Below are 14,421 nucleotides of genomic sequence, written 5' to 3' on the forward strand. Positions count from 1 at the left end.
GCCCACAGGCCCTTACGACAAAACGTTGCGCATGAACCCGCTGGCTTCACAGTAGTCTGTTCTGCGTGAGTTAAGAATTCCCGGTGCGCCACTGCTGGCGCATCGCTACCCTGAGATAGCCGTCTTCCATGTTTGGTTCCAACGACGACAAAAAAGCGCCGGCCGCGGCTGGCGAGAAGAAAGGCCTGTTCAGCTGGTTCCGCAAGAAGCCGGAGCAACCTGTCGCCGAACAGCCGCAAGCCCCCCAACCGCCCGTCGAGGCGCCGGTGGTACAGCAACCTCCCGCCGAGCAGCCTGCTCCGCTGGCCGAGGCACCCCAGCCTGCGCCAGTCAGCGTGCCGGCCGAGCCTGAACCGGTTGCTCCGCAGGTGGTGCAACCCACCCAGGTGGTTGAACCCGCCCAGCCCGTGCCGGTGGACGTCCCGGTCGAGCCTGCCCTGGTGGTCGAGGCTGAGCCTGTTGTTCAGGTACACGCGCCGCAGGCTCCTGTGACTGAGGGCTTGCCCGCGAATGCGGCGGACCTGCCGACGGCCATGGTTGAGCCAGCGCCACCTGCACCCGTGAGCAACCTGGTGCTGCCGGTCGCGGAAGAGCCGGTTGCATTGGTACCGGACCTCGAACCCAAGGCGCCGCCGGTCATTCCCGAGCGCCCGGCCCCTGAGGTGGTGGTGCCCGAGCCCGCCCCGGTGGTGGTTGCCCCTGTGGTTGAGCCTGAACCCGAAGTGCCTGTCGCTCCGGCTGCCGTCGAACCTGCGCCAGTCGCCGCCGAGCCTGCCAAGCAGGGCTTTTTCGCCCGCCTCAAGCAGGGCCTGTCGAAGACCAGCGCCAGCATCGGCGAGGGCATGGCCAGCCTGTTCCTGGGCAAGAAGGTCATCGACGACGACCTGCTCGACGAGATCGAGACCCGTCTGCTGACCGCCGACGTCGGTGTCGAGGCCACCTCGACCATCGTCCAGAACCTGACGCAGAAGGTCGCCCGCAAGCAACTGGCCGACGCCGACGCCCTGTACAAGTCGCTGCAGGACGAACTGGCCGCCCTGCTGCGCCCGGTCGAGCAGCCGCTTAAGATCGAGGCGCAGAGCAAGCCCTACGTGATCCTGGTGGTCGGCGTGAACGGCGCCGGCAAGACCACCACCATCGGCAAGCTGGCCAAGAAGCTGCAGTTGGAAGGCAAGAAGGTCATGCTGGCTGCCGGCGACACCTTCCGCGCCGCGGCGGTGGAGCAGTTGCAGGTCTGGGGCGAGCGCAACCAGATCCCGGTCATCGCCCAGCACACCGGCGCCGACTCGGCCTCGGTAATCTTCGACGCGGTGCAGGCCGCCAAGGCCCGTGGCGTCGATGTGCTGATCGCCGACACCGCCGGTCGCCTGCACACCAAGGACAACCTGATGGAAGAGCTGAAGAAGGTCCGTCGGGTAATCGGCAAGCTCGACGCCGAGGCGCCCCACGAGGTGCTGCTGGTGCTCGACGCCGGTACCGGGCAGAACGCCATCAGCCAGGCCAAGTACTTCAACCAGAGCGTCGAGCTGACCGGCCTGGCCCTGACCAAGCTGGACGGCACCGCCAAGGGCGGCGTCATCTTCGCCCTGGCCAAGCAGTTCAACATCCCGATCCGCTTCATCGGTGTGGGCGAGGGTATCGATGACCTGCGCACCTTCGAGGCCGAACCCTTCGTCAAGGCGCTGTTCGCCGAGCGGGAACCTTCATGATCCGATTCGAACAGGTAGCCAAGCGCTATCCCAACGGCCATGTCGGCCTGCACGAACTGAGCTTCCGGGCGCGTCGTGGCGAGTTCCTGTTCGTCACCGGCCACTCCGGCGCCGGCAAGAGCACCCTGCTGCGCCTGCTGCTGGCCATGGAGCGTCCGACCAGCGGCAAGCTGCTGCTGGCCGGGCAGGACCTGGGCCAGATCAGCAACGCGCAGATTCCGTTCCTGCGCCGGCAGATCGGCGTGGTGTTCCAGAACCACCAACTGCTGTTCGACCGCACGGTGTTCAACAACATCGCCCTGCCGCTGCAGATCCTCGGGCTGTCCAAGGCCGAGATCGCCAAGCGCGTGGATTCGGCGCTGGAGCGCGTGTCGCTGAGCGACAAAGGCGAGCTGTTCCCGGCCGATCTGTCCACCGGCCAACAGCAGCGCGTGGGCATTGCCCGCGCCATCGTCCACCAGCCGGCCCTGCTGCTGGCGGACGAACCTACCGGTAACCTCGACCCGCGCCTGGCCGCCGAGATCATGGGCGTGTTCGAGGACATCAACCGCCTGGGCACCACGGTATTGATCGCCAGTCACGACCTGGCGCTGATCGCGCGCATGCGCCACCGCATGCTGACGCTGCAACGCGGCCGCTTGATCGGCGATGGGGAGGCCGGGCAATGAGCACCACACGTACACCAAAGGTTTCCGAGCGCGTGGCGCCGAAAGCCGCCGACCCGCAACCGGCGAAGAAGAAGCGTGGCGACCACGACGATGACGGCCCGGACTTCAGCACCCTGCTGCACGCCTGGCTGGAAAGCCACCGCGCCAGCCTGGCCGACAGCCTGCGCCGGCTGGGCAAGCAGCCGATCGGCAGTTTCTTCACCTGCCTGGTGATGGCTGTGGCGCTGAGCATGCCCATGGGCCTGTCGCTGCTGCTGAAGAACGTCGAGAAACTCGGCGGTTCCTGGCAGCGCGCGGCGCAGATTTCGTTGTATCTCAAGCTCGATGCCAGCAGCCGTGATGGCGAGGCCTTGCGTGACGAGATCAAGGGCATGCCGGGCGTCGCCGAGGCCCAGTACGTCAGTCGCGAGCAGGCGCTGGAAGAGTTCCAGCAGCAGTCAGGCCTGGGCGAGGCGCTGCGCGAGTTGCCGGACAATCCATTGCCCGGCGTGGTGGTGGTGACCCCGACCGAGGTCGACAAGCCGGCCCTGGAAGCCTTGCGTCAGCGTCTGTCCGAGCTGCCGCGGGTGGAAGCGGCGCAGCTGGACCTGGTGTGGGTCGAGCGCCTGGCGGCGATTCTCAAGCTGGGAGACCGGTTCGTCTTCGGCCTGGCGGTAATGCTGATTTCCGCTCTGCTGTTAGTAATCGGTAACACAATTCGTCTACATATCGAAAACCGCCGGGTCGAGATCGAAGTGATCAAGCTCGTCGGCGGCACCGACAGCTACGTACGCCGGCCTTTCCTGTACATGGGCGCCCTGTACGGCCTGGGTGCGGGCGTGCTGGCCTGGGGCATCCTGGCGTTCGGCCTGAACTGGCTGAACGACGCGGTGGTCGGGCTGTCTGGGCTGTATGGCAGTGATTTCGCCCTGGGTGGCGTACCGGCCTCGGATGGCCTTTCACTCTTGATCGGGGCGGTGTTGTTGGGGTATATCGGTGCATGGATCGCCGTCGCTCGTCACTTGAACGAGCTGGCACCGCGATAAATGTTTCATGGCCAGTATTGACAAATTTTTCATCCTGGAACTTGTACAACGGTTCCTTGTCTATGCTGGCAGTGCCCACAAGGCACGAGTCTGTAAGCTGGAGGTACTTGAATGACCACATCGTTGCAACCTGCCTATGCCCTGGTTCCCGGTGCAAACCTGGAAGCCTATGTGCACACGGTCAACAGCATCCCATTGCTGTCGCCGGAGCAGGAGCGTGATCTGGCCGAGCGTCTCTATTACGAGCAGGATCTCGAGGCCGCTCGGCAAATGGTGATGGCCCACCTGCGTTTCGTCGTACACATCGCCCGTAGCTATGCAGGCTACGGGCTGGCCCAGGCCGACCTGATCCAGGAAGGCAACGTCGGCCTGATGAAGGCGGTAAAGCGTTTCAACCCGGAAATGGGCGTGCGTCTGGTGTCCTTCGCGGTGCACTGGATCAAAGCCGAGATCCACGAGTTCATCCTGCGCAACTGGCGCATCGTCAAGGTGGCCACCACCAAGGCCCAGCGCAAGCTGTTCTTCAACCTGCGCAGCCAGAAGAAACGTCTGGCCTGGTTGAACAACGACGAAGTGCATCGCGTGGCCGAAAGCCTTGGTGTCGAGCCCCGTGAAGTACGCGAGATGGAAAGCCGCCTGAGCGGCCAGGACATGGCCTTTGACCCGGCGGCCGAAGCCGACGACGACAGTGCCTTCCAGTCGCCCGCGCATTACCTGGAAGATCACCGCTACGACCCGGCCGTGCAGCTGGAGGACGCCGATTGGAGCGATAACTCCACCAGCAACCTGCATGAAGCGCTGCAAGGCCTGGACGATCGCAGTCGCGATATCCTTTATCAGCGCTGGCTGGCCGAGGAAAAGGCCACGCTGCATGAGCTGGCGGAGAAATACAGCGTTTCGGCCGAGCGTATTCGCCAGCTGGAGAAGAACGCGATGAACAAGGTCAAGGCATTGATCACGATCTGATCGGCGCCTGGCTGGAGTGAAAAAGCCGCTGTTCTCGCAAGAGACAGCGGCTTTTTCGTGTGTTGTGGCGCGTGGGAGCGTGCCTCAAAGCCTGCGCGAAGTATCCAGTTGCATCAGGTAGCTCGGCCCACCCAGCTGGCTCATCTGCCGGCGAATCCACCCCGCGCGGCTCGCCACATAGGCGCTTGGCCGGCTGGCACTCCATTTGATCGGGCTAGGCAGCACCGCGGCGAGTTGTGCGGCCTGTTGTCGCGTCAGGCGGCTGGCGTCCACGCCGAAGTGGTAGCGTGCCGCGGCCTGGGCACCGAACACGCCCTTGCCCCATTCGGCGCTGTTCAGGTAGACCTCGAGAATCCGTTCCTTCGACCAGAACAGCTCGATCAGCGCGGTGAACCAGGCCTCCAGCCCCTTGCGCAGCCAACTGCGTCCGGACCACAGGAACAGGTTCTTGGCCACCTGCTGGGTCAGCGTGCTGGCGCCACGCACCTTGCCGCCACGCTCGTTGTAGGCCAGCGCCGCCTGGATCGCCGGGATGTCGAAGCCCCAGTGGCTGGCGAACTTCTGGTCCTCGCCGGCGATGACCGCGACCTTGAGTTCGTCGGAGATGTCCTCCCAGGGCGTCCAGTCGCGTTGCAGGTCGATGGGCTCGCCGCTGAACCATGACTCCACCTTGCGCTCGACCATCAGCGCGGTGCCGGGCGGTGGAACCCAGCGCAGCACCAGGACCACGGCGGCGCTGCCGGCGGCGAACCAGAGCAGGGCGCGGGAGAGGCGGCGCAGGAGAGATGAGAGCATGGTGATGGCTTGGCCGGACCGTTGGAACGGGCCATTATACAGACCCCTCCCGAGGAGTCGTCCCATGCTTCGCAGCTTCCTGATGCTCGCCGCGTTCTTCGGTTTTACCGGCGTGGCCCTCGGCGCCTTCGCCGCCCATGGCCTGAAGAGCCGTCTCAGCGCCGACTACCTGGCGATCTTCCATACCGGCGTGAGCTACCAACTGGTGCACGCACTGGCGATCCTCGCGGTGGCGGTGCTGTCGGCGCACCTGCCGGGGCGCCTGGTCGGCTGGGCCGGCGGTCTGTTCGCGGTGGGTATCCTGCTGTTCTCCGGTAGCCTCTACGTACTGACCCTGAGCGGTCTGAGCAAGCTCGGCATGATCACTCCGCTGGGCGGCCTGTGCTTGCTCGCCGGCTGGCTGTGCCTGGGCCTGGCCGCCTGGCGCCTGGGCTGACCGAACGGTCCACAATCGCGACTAATGGCGCGCATCGCCCTTGGGTTGCGAGGTGGATCGGGGCTAGAATGCGGGCCCCAAAGAACAATGGTGGCCGTGCGCATGCGCATTCAATTGAACGGTGAGCCTTACGAACTGCCCGACGGCGAGAGCGTCGCGGCGCTGCTGGGCCGGCTGGAGCTGGCTGGTCGCCGGGTGGCGGTTGAACTGAACCTGGACATCGTGCCGCGCAGCCAGCACGAGAGCACGCGATTGAGCGAAGGCGACCAGGTCGAAGTGGTTCATGCCATTGGCGGTGGTTGAGCACGTCTCGCCGATTCATCCAGAAGCCCCGTAACCTTTCCAGAGGAACATCGATGAGCAACGTTCGCAGCGACAAGCCTTTCGTCCTGGCCGGGCGCACTTTCCAGTCGCGCCTGCTGGTCGGCACCGGCAAGTACCGTGACATGGAAGAAACCCGCCTGGCCACCGAGGCCTCGGGTGCCGAGATCGTCACCGTGGCCGTGCGTCGCACCAACCTCGGCCAGAACGCGGGCGAACCGAACCTGCTCGATGTGCTGTCGCCCGACAAGTACACCATCCTGCCGAACACCGCGGGTTGCTTCGATGCGGTCGAGGCGGTGCGTACCTGCCGCCTGGCCCGTGAGCTGCTCGACGGGCACAAGTCCCACGAGGAGCGGACACTGGTGAAGCTGGAAGTGCTGGCCGACCAGAAGACCCTGTTCCCCAATGTGATCGAAACCCTCAAGGCCGCCGAAGTGCTGGTCAAGGACGGCTTCGACGTGATGGTCTACACCAGCGATGACCCGATCATCGCCCGCCAGCTGGCCGAAGCCGGCTGCATTGCCGTCATGCCGCTGGCCGGCCTGATCGGCACCGGCCTGGGTATCTGCAACCCCTACAACCTGCAGATCATCCTCGAGGAATCCAAGGTGCCGGTGCTGGTCGATGCTGGCGTGGGTACTGCTTCCGACGCCACCATCGCCATGGAGATGGGGTGCGAGGCAGTGCTGATGAACTCGGCCATTGCCCACGCCCAGCAGCCAGTGCTGATGGCCGAGGCCATGAAGCACGCCATCCTTGCCGGCCGCATGGCGTATCTCGCCGGGCGCATGCCGAAGAAACTCTATGCCAGCGCGTCCTCGCCGCTGGAAGGTCTGATCAAGTAAGAGCCCCAGATGACTGAATCGCAAGAAACGCCGATCACCGAAGACGGCGAAGCCCGCCCGCACCGCCGCATCAAGAGCTTCGTGATGCGCGCCGGGCGCATGACCGAAGGCCAGCAACGCGGCCTGGAGCAGGGTGGTCCGCTGTTCATCCTGCCGCTGACCGACAGCCCGGTGGACTACGACCAGGTGTTCGGCCGTTCGGCGCCGCGCACCCTGGAGATCGGCTTCGGTATGGGGCACTCGCTGCTGGAGATGGCAGCCGCCTCGCCGGAGCTGGACTTTATCGGCGTCGAAGTGCACCGTCCGGGTGTCGGTGCGTTGCTAAATGGCGTGCTGACCCAGGGCTTGAAGAACCTGCGGGTTTACGATTGCGATGCCATCGAAGTGCTTAACCGCTGCGTGGCCGACAACAGCCTCGACCGCCTGATGCTGTTCTTCCCGGATCCGTGGCATAAGGCCCGTCACCACAAGCGCCGGATCGTTCAACTGGAGTTCGCCGAGCTGGTGCGCCGCAAGCTCAAGCCCGGTGGCGTATTCCACATGGCGACCGACTGGGAGCCCTATGCCGAATACATGCTGGAAGTGATGAGCGCAGCGCCAGGCTATCGCAACCAGGCGGCTGATGGCGCCTATGTACCGCGCCCGGAAGAACGGCCGATCACCAAGTTCGAGCGCCGTGGGGAGCGCCTTGGGCATGGGGTGTGGGACTTGAAGTTCGAGAAGGTGAGCTGAGCCGGATTCGTTCGGCGCTGTCCTTCAAGCCTGCGAGATTGCAGGTACAAAAAAACCGCCTTGAGAAGGGCGGTTTTTTTATGCGGGCCTCGGGTTACGAAGCCTATCCCACGAACACCACTGGAGACAGTCACAACTGGATCTTAGGATGGCCTCGAATACAGGACGCGTTTGCTGAATACGCTGAGCCGCGTCTGGACGCTGGTTCGGATCCTGATCGTTTTCAGGACCGCCAGGGACTTCCTGCGCGATCACTTTGACGATGCCCGCTAAGGGTTAGTCGGGTGAGAAGCCGTCCTGGCTCGCCAGGGCGGCTTTTAGCAAGCAGTCAGCCCCGCCGATCAGCGACGACCCCAATCAATACCAGCACCACCAGCAGCACCGGTGCCAGCGCATAGTTGTTGAACTGCCCCAGCCCCTTCACGATCCACGGCGTCGCATAGATCAGTGCCGCGCCGCTGCCGATCATCACCAGCAGCGCCATGAACGGCACCCGCAGGGCGCCGGCCAGACCACCCAGGCGGCCTTCCACCCAACCCTTGATATCGGTGCCGAACAGCACCAGCAGGCAGCCCACCAGGGCCAGCGAGATTTCCGACAGGTTGCTGCGGCTCCAGCGGGAAACGGTCGAGAGCAGGTCAAGTACCAGGTCCATGGGTCATCCTTAATTCAAGAAGTACTGCAGCAGGTCGTTGAGGAACAGCTGGCCGCGCGGCGTGGCTGCCAGCCGATCCGGTTCGACCCGCAAAAGGCCTTTTTGTTCGGCTTCACGGCGGGCTTCGGCCAGCTGCGCCAGGGGCAGGCCGGTGCGCAGGCTGAACAGTTCGGCTTCCACCCCGTCGGTGAGGCGCAGGGCGTTCATCAGGAACTCGAAGGGTAGCTCATCGGCCGGCAACAGCTTCTCGCCGGCCTTGAACGGCTTGGCCGGGTTCAGGTAGTCCTTGGGCAGGCGGGTCTTCCAGGTGCGCAGGATGCGTCCGTCGGGGAACGACAGTTTGCCATGGGCGCCGGCACCGATGCCGATGAAGTCGCCGAAGCGCCAGTAGTTCAGGTTGTGCCGCGCGGCACGGTCGGCCTGGGCGTAGGCCGAGACTTCGTACTGGCGGTAACCGTGCTCGGCCATCAGCGCCTGGCCGGCTTCCTGGATATCCCAGAGGATGTCGTCCTCGGGCAGCTCGGGCGGCTGGTTCCAGAACACCGTGTTCGGCTCTACCGTCAACTGGTACCAGGACAGGTGCGTCGGCGCCAGTTCGATGGCCTGACGCAGGTCGCCCAGGGCGTCGTCGAGCGACTGGTCCGGCAAGCCGTGCATCAGGTCCAGGTTGAAGTTGTCGAAGCCTGCCGCACGGGCCATGTCGGCGGCGCGTACCGCTTCGGCACCATTGTGGATGCGCCCGAGCTTCTCGAGCTTGGCAGGCTGGAAACTCTGCACGCCGATGGACAGGCGGTTGATGCCGGTCTGCCGGTAGGCCTTGAACTTCTCCTGCTCGAAGGTGCCTGGGTTGGCCTCGAGGGTGATCTCGATGTCCGGGGCGAACGGGATGCGTTGCTCGACTCCGCGCAGCAGGCGACCCAGCGCATCAGCGCTGAACAGGCTGGGGGTGCCGCCGCCGAAGAAGATCGTGCTGATGGAACGACCCTGGACGGCAGGCAGTTCCTGGTCGAGATCGGCCAGCAGGGCGTCGATGTATTCGGCTTCTGGTAGCGTGGGGCCTGCCTGGTGCGAGTTGAAGTCGCAGTACGGGCATTTGCGCACGCACCAGGGTATATGGATGTACAGCGACAGCGGCGGTAGCTCGGGAAGGATCAGGCCCGCCGGTTGCACGAACAGCTTTTCGGTCATGCCAGGCCCAGACGTTGACGCAGCAGGGCCATGGCGCGGGCGCGGTGGCTGAGCTGGTTCTTGTCGACCGGAGCGAGGTCGGCGCTGGAGCAGTTGCGCTCCGGGACCCAGAACAGCGGGTCATAGCCGAAGCCATGCTCGCCGCTGGCCTCGAACAGGATGCTACCGTGCCACAGGCCTTCGCAGAGGATTGGCAGCGGATCGTCGGCATGGCGCACCAGGGCCAGGACGCAGACGAACTGCGCGCCGCGCTGTTCTTCAGGCACGTCCTTGAGCGCTTCGAGCAGCTTGGCGTTGTTTGCCGCGTCGCCCTTGCCGTCGGCGTAGCGCGCCGAGTAGATGCCCGGCGCGCCGCCGAGGAAGTCCACCGCCAGGCCCGAGTCGTCGGCCAGGGCCGGCAGGCCGGAGATGCGTGCGGCGTTGCGCGCCTTGAGGATGGCGTTTTCGACGAACGACAGGCCGGTCTCTTCCGGCTCCACCTGGCTGAATTCGCCGATCGAACGCAGGTGCACGGACTCGCCGAGCATGGCCTGCAGTTCCTTGAGCTTGCCGGCGTTGTGGCTGGCCAATACGAGTTGCGTAAGATTCATCATTCGCCTGGGAATACTTCCTGGTTGAAGCTGAGTTTATGGCTGACGCCACCCGTTTCGACGTTGATGTCGAAGGTGACAGTCTCGGCCTGGTCGATCTTGAACTGGGCAATGTAGTAGACCGCGCCCTGGTCGGTGATCTGCTTGAACGACAGCGGGTTGCTGCGCCCGGTCAGGTCCTTCACCGTGCCGCTGACGACCGCTGTCGAAGGCTTTTCGGCCTTGAGCACGGCGATGTTGAGCACGCCCTGGTTCTTGCTGCGGGTCAGGCCCGTGGCGGCGGCGATGTCCGGTTGCAGCATGCTCGAGGTGAAGGCGCTGTAGTGGACCGTCACGTCGCCGAACACTTCCTTGCGCTCCGGCTTGGCGGCATCGGCAGCCAGTACCGGCAAGGCCAGGCATAGGCTGATCAGAAACAGTGCTAGTCGACGCATGATCCCATTCCTCCGTTCGCGAGGGTCAGACCGCGAGCTGATGCTCCTGCAGGCCCGGGCTGCTGACCCGATAGATACCGATCTCTCCTAGAAGATTAGGCCAAAGCCGCCCGCCCAACCCGTTACGGTGTAGACGGTCGACGGCCAGGCGGTCGAGGACCTTGGCATGACGCTCGTGGCACAGGTTCTCGAAGTCCTCGAAGGTGCAGAAGTGGATGTTCGGCGTGTTGTACCAGGTATACGGCATGAAGTCCGAAACCGGCATGCGACCCTTGGTCGCCAGGTACCAGCGGCAGCGCCAGTGGCCGAAGTTGGGGAAGGTGATGATGCACTGGCGACCCACCCGCAGCATCTCGTCGAGGATCCGGTCGGGGTACTCCACGGCCTGCAGGGCCTGGGTCATGACCACCACGTCGAAACTGTTGCTGGCGAAGTTGCCCAGGCCCTTGTCCAGGTCCTGCTCGATGACGTTGACGCCTTTGGCCACGCAGGCGGCGATGTTGTCGGCGTCGATCTCCAGGCCATAGCCGGTGACGTTCTTGCGCTCGCGCAAGGAGGCCAGCAGTTCGCCGTTGCCGCAGCCCAGGTCGAGGACCCGGCTGCCGGCGGGGATCCAGTCTTGGATGATTTCCAGGTCGGCTCTCATGCGGTCCTCAGAGGGCGATGCGGTTCATGTAGTTCGCGAAGCCCTGCATGTAGCGGGGCGTCGGGATGAGGAAGGCGTCGTGGCCGTAGGGCGAGTCGATGTCCAGGTAGCAGACGTTCTTGCGCGCGGCCATCAGGGCGTCGACGATCTCCCGCGAGCGTGCTGGCGAGAAGCGCCAGTCGGTGGTGAACGACATGATGCAGTAGTCCGCCGTGACGTGGGCCAGGGTCGCGGCCAGGTCGCCGCCATGGGCCGCGGCCGGGTCGAAGTAGTCCAGCGCCTTGGTCATCAGCAGGTAGGTGTTGGCGTCGAAGCGGCCGGAGAACTCCTCGCCCTGGTAGCGCAGGTAGCTCTCGACCTGAAACTCGACGCTGTGGAAGTCGTAGTTGAGCTTGTCGCTCTTGAGTTCGCGGCCGAATTTCTCGCCCATCGAGTCGTCGGACAGGTAGGTGATGTGGCCGACCATGCGCGCCAGCATCAGGCCGCGCTTGGGAATCACGCCCTGGTCCTGGAACGAGCCGCCGTGGAACTCGGGGTCGGTGAGAATGGCCTGGCGCGCGACCTCGTTGAAGGCGATGTTCTGCGCCGACAGCTTGGGCGCCGAGGCGATGTCCACGCAGTGACGCACGCGGTCCGGGTAGGTGATGGTCCACTGCAGGGCCTGCATGCCGCCGAGGCTGCCGCCAACGATGGCGGCCCAGGTCTGGATCCCCAGTCGGTCGGCCAGGCGCGCCTGGCTGTGCACCCAGTCCTCCACGGTCAGCACCGGGAAGTCGGCGCCATAGGGCTTGCCGGTGGCCGGATTGAGGCTGCTGGGGCCGGTGCTGCCATTGCAGCCACCCAGGTTGTTCAGGCTGACCACGAAGAAGCGGTTGGTGTCGATCGGCTTGCCGGGGCCGATGCAGCTGTCCCACCAGCCTGGCTTGCGGTCGGTGGCGGCATGGTAGCCGGCGGCATGGTGATGGCCTGACAACGCATGGCAGATCAGCACGGCATTGCTGGCGGCGGCGTTGAGGGTGCCATAGGTTTCGTAGATGAGTTCGTACGAGGCCAGGGAGCGGCCACAAGCCAGGGCCAGCGGTTCATCGAACCGGGCAATCTGTGGTGTTACCAGACCGACGGAATCTTCGGGAAGGACAGTGGACATCGACCCTGCTCACGCTTGACGGAGGCGTAAGTCTAAAGAGCGCTACCCCCAGCGGCAAGCAAAGGCTTGCCGCTGGATGCAGTGTGGGTCAGATCATCCGCCACAGTTCTTGCGGCATGCCAGCGTAGGCCGCCAGCTGGGGCATCAGGAACGACTGGATCACCTGGATGGCGATGAAGGCGAAGATCGGCGAAATGTCCATGCCACCGAGGTTCGGCACCAGGCGACGGAACGGCGCCAGTACCGGCTCGCTGATCTGGTAGGCCAGCTCGGCGGCCGGGTTGTGGCTGTTCGGCGCGACCCACGAGACGATGACCATGACGATCATCGCCACCCAGAAGATTTTCAGGAACAGCGAGGTGATGCCCAGGATCGACCACATCAGCAGGTGCAGGATATCGCCGAAGGTGCCGTAGGTGACCATCAGCACAAAGGCCATCAGCAGCGCCTGGATAAGGATCGACAGCAGCAGCGAGGAGGTGTCCAGGCCGGCGATGCTGGGGATCACCCGGCGCAGCGGCTTGAGCAGCGGCTGGGTGGCGCGTACGGCGAACTGGCTCAGCGGGTTGTAGAAGTCGGCCTTGACCAGTTGCAGCACGAAGCGCAGCAGGACGATCACCAGGTACAGGCTGACCAGTGTTTGCACCACGAAGATCGCGGCGCCGGACAATGCATTCATCAATGGCTCCTTATTTACCCAGTTGTTCGGCCAGTTCGGCGGAACGTTTCGCCGCGGCCTGAAGTGCCTGCTCGACGATCGCCTCGAAACCGCTGGCCTGGAACGACTTGATCGCCGCCTCCGTGGTGCCGGCCGGCGAGGTCACACGGCGGCGCAGCTCGGCGGCGTCGACATCGCTGGCAACCGCCATGCGGGCGGCGCCCAGGGCGGTCTGCAGGGTGAGTTGCGAGGCGGTTTCGCGCGGCAGGCCGAGTTTCTCGCCGGCGGCGGTCATCGCTTCGATCAGCAGGAAGAAATAGGCCGGGCCGCTGCCGGAGACGGCGGTGACGGCATCCAGCTGTTGTTCTTCGTCCAGCCACAAGGCGGTGCCGACAGCCGACAGCAGTTGCTCGGCCTGCTGGCGCTGCTCGGCGGACACTTCTGCGGTGGCGTACAGGCCGCTGACGCCCTGGCGCAGCAGCGCCGGGGTGTTGGGCATGCAGCGCACCACCGGGATCGCGCCCAGCCAGGCCTGCAGGCTGGCGCAGGTGATGCCGGCGGCGATGGACACCACCAGCTGACCGGACTTGAGGTTCGGCTTCAGCGTTTCGCAGACGGCCTTCATGACCTGCGGTTTGACCGCCAGCACGATCACGTCGACGCCCTCGATGGCCTGGGCGTTGCTTTCGAAGGCTTCGATGCCGTGCTCGGCCTGGATCCGCGCGCGGGTCTCGGCACCCGGGTCGCTGGCACGGATCTGCGCGGCGTCCAGGCCCTGGGCACGCAGGCCGCCGATCAGGCTGGCGGCCATGTTGCCGGCGCCGATAAAGGCAATACGAGTCTTGCTCATGTCAGGTCCTTGAGGGAAAGAGTGAGTTAAGCATGGATTCAGGGCTGTCCGTAGTCGCGGGCGCCGAACAGGGCGGTGCCGATGCGGACCCAGGTCGCACCTTGGGCGATGGCGGCTTCCAGGTCGTGGCTCATGCCCATCGACAGGGTGTCCAGGCCGAGGCCCAATTGCGCCTGGAGCTGGCGCAGGATGGCAAAGGCGGCCTCCTGCTCGGTGCGGTCCTCGGTCGGCTCCGGAATCGCCATCAGGCCGCGCAGGCGCAGGCCGGGCAGGGCGTTCACCGCTTGGGCCAGGGCCGGCAACTCGGCAGGCGCGCAACCGGACTTGCTGTCCTCGCCGCTGACGTTGACCTGCAGGCAGACGTTCAGCGGCGCCAGGCCGGCAGGGCGCTGCTCGGAGAGGCGTTGGGCGATCTTCAGGCGGTCCACGGAATGTACCCAGTCGAAATGCTCGGCGATGGCCTTGGTCTTGTTCGATTGGATGGGGCCGATGAAGTGCCAGATCAAGGGCAGATCGGAAAGTGCCTGTTGTTTTGTCAGGGCTTCCTGAAGGTAGTTCTCGCCCACATCGCGCAACCCGGCGGCGTAGGCCTCGCGAATCGCGCTGGCGGGCTTGGTCTTGCTCACCGCCAGCAGCTGGATGCTGGCCGGGTCGCGTCCGGCGGCCTTGGCCGCGCTGTCGATGCGGGTGGCAATGGCGTCAATGTTGTCTGCTAGGGTGGACATGATTCGTCGCCGACGGCTTTGGGGTCTG

At 64.8% G+C, this 14,421-nt stretch carries 18 protein-coding genes; 8 read left to right on the plus strand and 10 right to left on the minus strand.

Annotated features, from left to right (window positions below):
* The first annotated feature begins 128 nt into the window (after positions 1 to 128).
* The 4 genes from ftsY (at position 129) to rpoH (ending at position 4,368) form a co-directional block, all read left to right on the plus strand.
* Positions 129 to 1,709 (plus strand): signal recognition particle-docking protein FtsY, encoded by a 1,581-nt coding sequence (gene ftsY / locus CC207_RS09680; RefSeq protein ID WP_069016528.1) that lies wholly within the window; start codon positions 129 to 131, stop codon positions 1,707 to 1,709.
* On the plus strand, positions 1,706 to 2,377 hold the full coding sequence (gene ftsE, locus CC207_RS09685) for a cell division ATP-binding protein FtsE (RefSeq protein WP_011531723.1): 672 nt from the start codon (positions 1,706 to 1,708) through the stop codon (positions 2,375 to 2,377). The genes ftsY and ftsE overlap by 4 nt, the downstream gene beginning before the upstream one ends.
* Positions 2,374 to 3,402, plus strand: a complete 1,029-nt coding sequence (gene ftsX, locus CC207_RS09690; RefSeq protein WP_028689135.1) for a permease-like cell division protein FtsX — start codon at positions 2,374 to 2,376, stop codon at positions 3,400 to 3,402. The genes ftsE and ftsX overlap by 4 nt, the downstream gene beginning before the upstream one ends.
* A gap of 111 nt (positions 3,403 to 3,513) precedes the next feature.
* On the plus strand, positions 3,514 to 4,368 hold the full coding sequence (rpoH, locus tag CC207_RS09695; protein ID WP_028689134.1) for an RNA polymerase sigma factor RpoH: 855 nt from the start codon (positions 3,514 to 3,516) through the stop codon (positions 4,366 to 4,368).
* A gap of 84 nt (positions 4,369 to 4,452) precedes the next feature.
* Here rpoH and mtgA read toward each other — a convergent pair whose 3' ends face one another.
* A complete protein-coding gene (mtgA, locus tag CC207_RS09700) occupies positions 4,453 to 5,163 on the minus strand; it encodes a monofunctional biosynthetic peptidoglycan transglycosylase (protein WP_028689133.1) in 711 nt (236 codons plus the stop codon).
* A gap of 64 nt (positions 5,164 to 5,227) precedes the next feature.
* On the opposite strand from mtgA, the gene CC207_RS09705 reads away from it, so the two are divergent.
* The 4 genes from CC207_RS09705 (at position 5,228) to trmB (ending at position 7,500) form a co-directional block, all read left to right on the plus strand.
* Complete coding sequence (locus tag CC207_RS09705) at positions 5,228 to 5,599, plus strand: DUF423 domain-containing protein (protein ID WP_028689132.1); 372 nt, start codon at positions 5,228 to 5,230, stop codon at positions 5,597 to 5,599.
* Between the two features lie 102 nt (positions 5,600 to 5,701).
* Positions 5,702 to 5,902: a sulfur carrier protein ThiS gene (thiS, locus tag CC207_RS09710; RefSeq protein ID WP_028689131.1), complete on the plus strand. Its 201-nt coding sequence runs from the start codon at positions 5,702 to 5,704 to the stop codon at positions 5,900 to 5,902.
* Between the two features lie 53 nt (positions 5,903 to 5,955).
* Positions 5,956 to 6,768, plus strand: coding sequence for a thiazole synthase (locus CC207_RS09715; protein ID WP_028689130.1), 813 nt, complete (start codon positions 5,956 to 5,958; stop codon positions 6,766 to 6,768).
* Between the two features lie 9 nt (positions 6,769 to 6,777).
* Complete coding sequence (gene trmB / locus CC207_RS09720) at positions 6,778 to 7,500, plus strand: tRNA (guanosine(46)-N7)-methyltransferase TrmB (protein WP_028689129.1); 723 nt, start codon at positions 6,778 to 6,780, stop codon at positions 7,498 to 7,500.
* A gap of 328 nt (positions 7,501 to 7,828) precedes the next feature.
* Here trmB and CC207_RS09725 read toward each other — a convergent pair whose 3' ends face one another.
* The 9 genes from CC207_RS09725 to CC207_RS09765 all read right to left on the minus strand — a co-directional run bounded on the left by CC207_RS09725 (position 7,829) and on the right by CC207_RS09765 (position 14,393).
* On the minus strand, positions 7,829 to 8,155 hold the full coding sequence (locus tag CC207_RS09725) for a DUF3392 family protein (protein WP_011531731.1): 327 nt from the start codon (positions 8,153 to 8,155) through the stop codon (positions 7,829 to 7,831).
* 9 nt (positions 8,156 to 8,164) lie between these two features.
* On the minus strand, positions 8,165 to 9,343 hold the full coding sequence (hemW, locus tag CC207_RS09730) for a radical SAM family heme chaperone HemW (protein WP_051555622.1): 1,179 nt from the start codon (positions 9,341 to 9,343) through the stop codon (positions 8,165 to 8,167).
* Positions 9,340 to 9,936 carry an RdgB/HAM1 family non-canonical purine NTP pyrophosphatase gene (gene rdgB / locus CC207_RS09735; RefSeq protein WP_028689127.1) on the minus strand — a complete coding sequence of 199 codons (597 nt, stop codon included), beginning with the start codon at positions 9,934 to 9,936 and terminating at the stop codon, positions 9,340 to 9,342. The genes hemW and rdgB overlap by 4 nt, the downstream gene beginning before the upstream one ends.
* Positions 9,933 to 10,367, minus strand: coding sequence for a DUF4426 domain-containing protein (locus tag CC207_RS09740; RefSeq protein WP_028689126.1), 435 nt, complete (start codon positions 10,365 to 10,367; stop codon positions 9,933 to 9,935). Before CC207_RS09740 ends, rdgB begins: the two co-directional genes overlap by 4 nt.
* Before the next feature lie 25 nt (positions 10,368 to 10,392).
* Positions 10,393 to 11,013, minus strand: coding sequence for a methionine biosynthesis protein MetW (gene metW / locus CC207_RS09745; protein ID WP_011531735.1), 621 nt, complete (start codon positions 11,011 to 11,013; stop codon positions 10,393 to 10,395).
* A gap of 7 nt (positions 11,014 to 11,020) precedes the next feature.
* Positions 11,021 to 12,160: a homoserine O-acetyltransferase gene (locus CC207_RS09750; RefSeq protein WP_028689125.1), complete on the minus strand. Its 1,140-nt coding sequence runs from the start codon at positions 12,158 to 12,160 to the stop codon at positions 11,021 to 11,023.
* An 88-nt stretch (positions 12,161 to 12,248) separates the two neighbouring features.
* Entirely contained in the window at positions 12,249 to 12,839 is a 591-nt protein-coding gene (locus tag CC207_RS09755; RefSeq protein ID WP_028689124.1) for a YggT family protein, read from the minus strand.
* A gap of 10 nt (positions 12,840 to 12,849) precedes the next feature.
* A complete protein-coding gene (proC, locus tag CC207_RS09760; RefSeq protein ID WP_088852011.1) occupies positions 12,850 to 13,668 on the minus strand; it encodes a pyrroline-5-carboxylate reductase in 819 nt (272 codons plus the stop codon).
* 38 nt (positions 13,669 to 13,706) lie between these two features.
* Positions 13,707 to 14,393, minus strand: a complete 687-nt coding sequence (locus CC207_RS09765; protein ID WP_028689122.1) for a YggS family pyridoxal phosphate-dependent enzyme — start codon at positions 14,391 to 14,393, stop codon at positions 13,707 to 13,709.
* Positions 14,394 to 14,421: the final 28 nt, after the last annotated feature.

It is taken from the genome of Pseudomonas sp. DrBHI1, from assembly GCF_002205115.1.
Classification (GTDB): domain Bacteria; phylum Pseudomonadota; class Gammaproteobacteria; order Pseudomonadales; family Pseudomonadaceae; genus Aquipseudomonas; species Aquipseudomonas mosselii.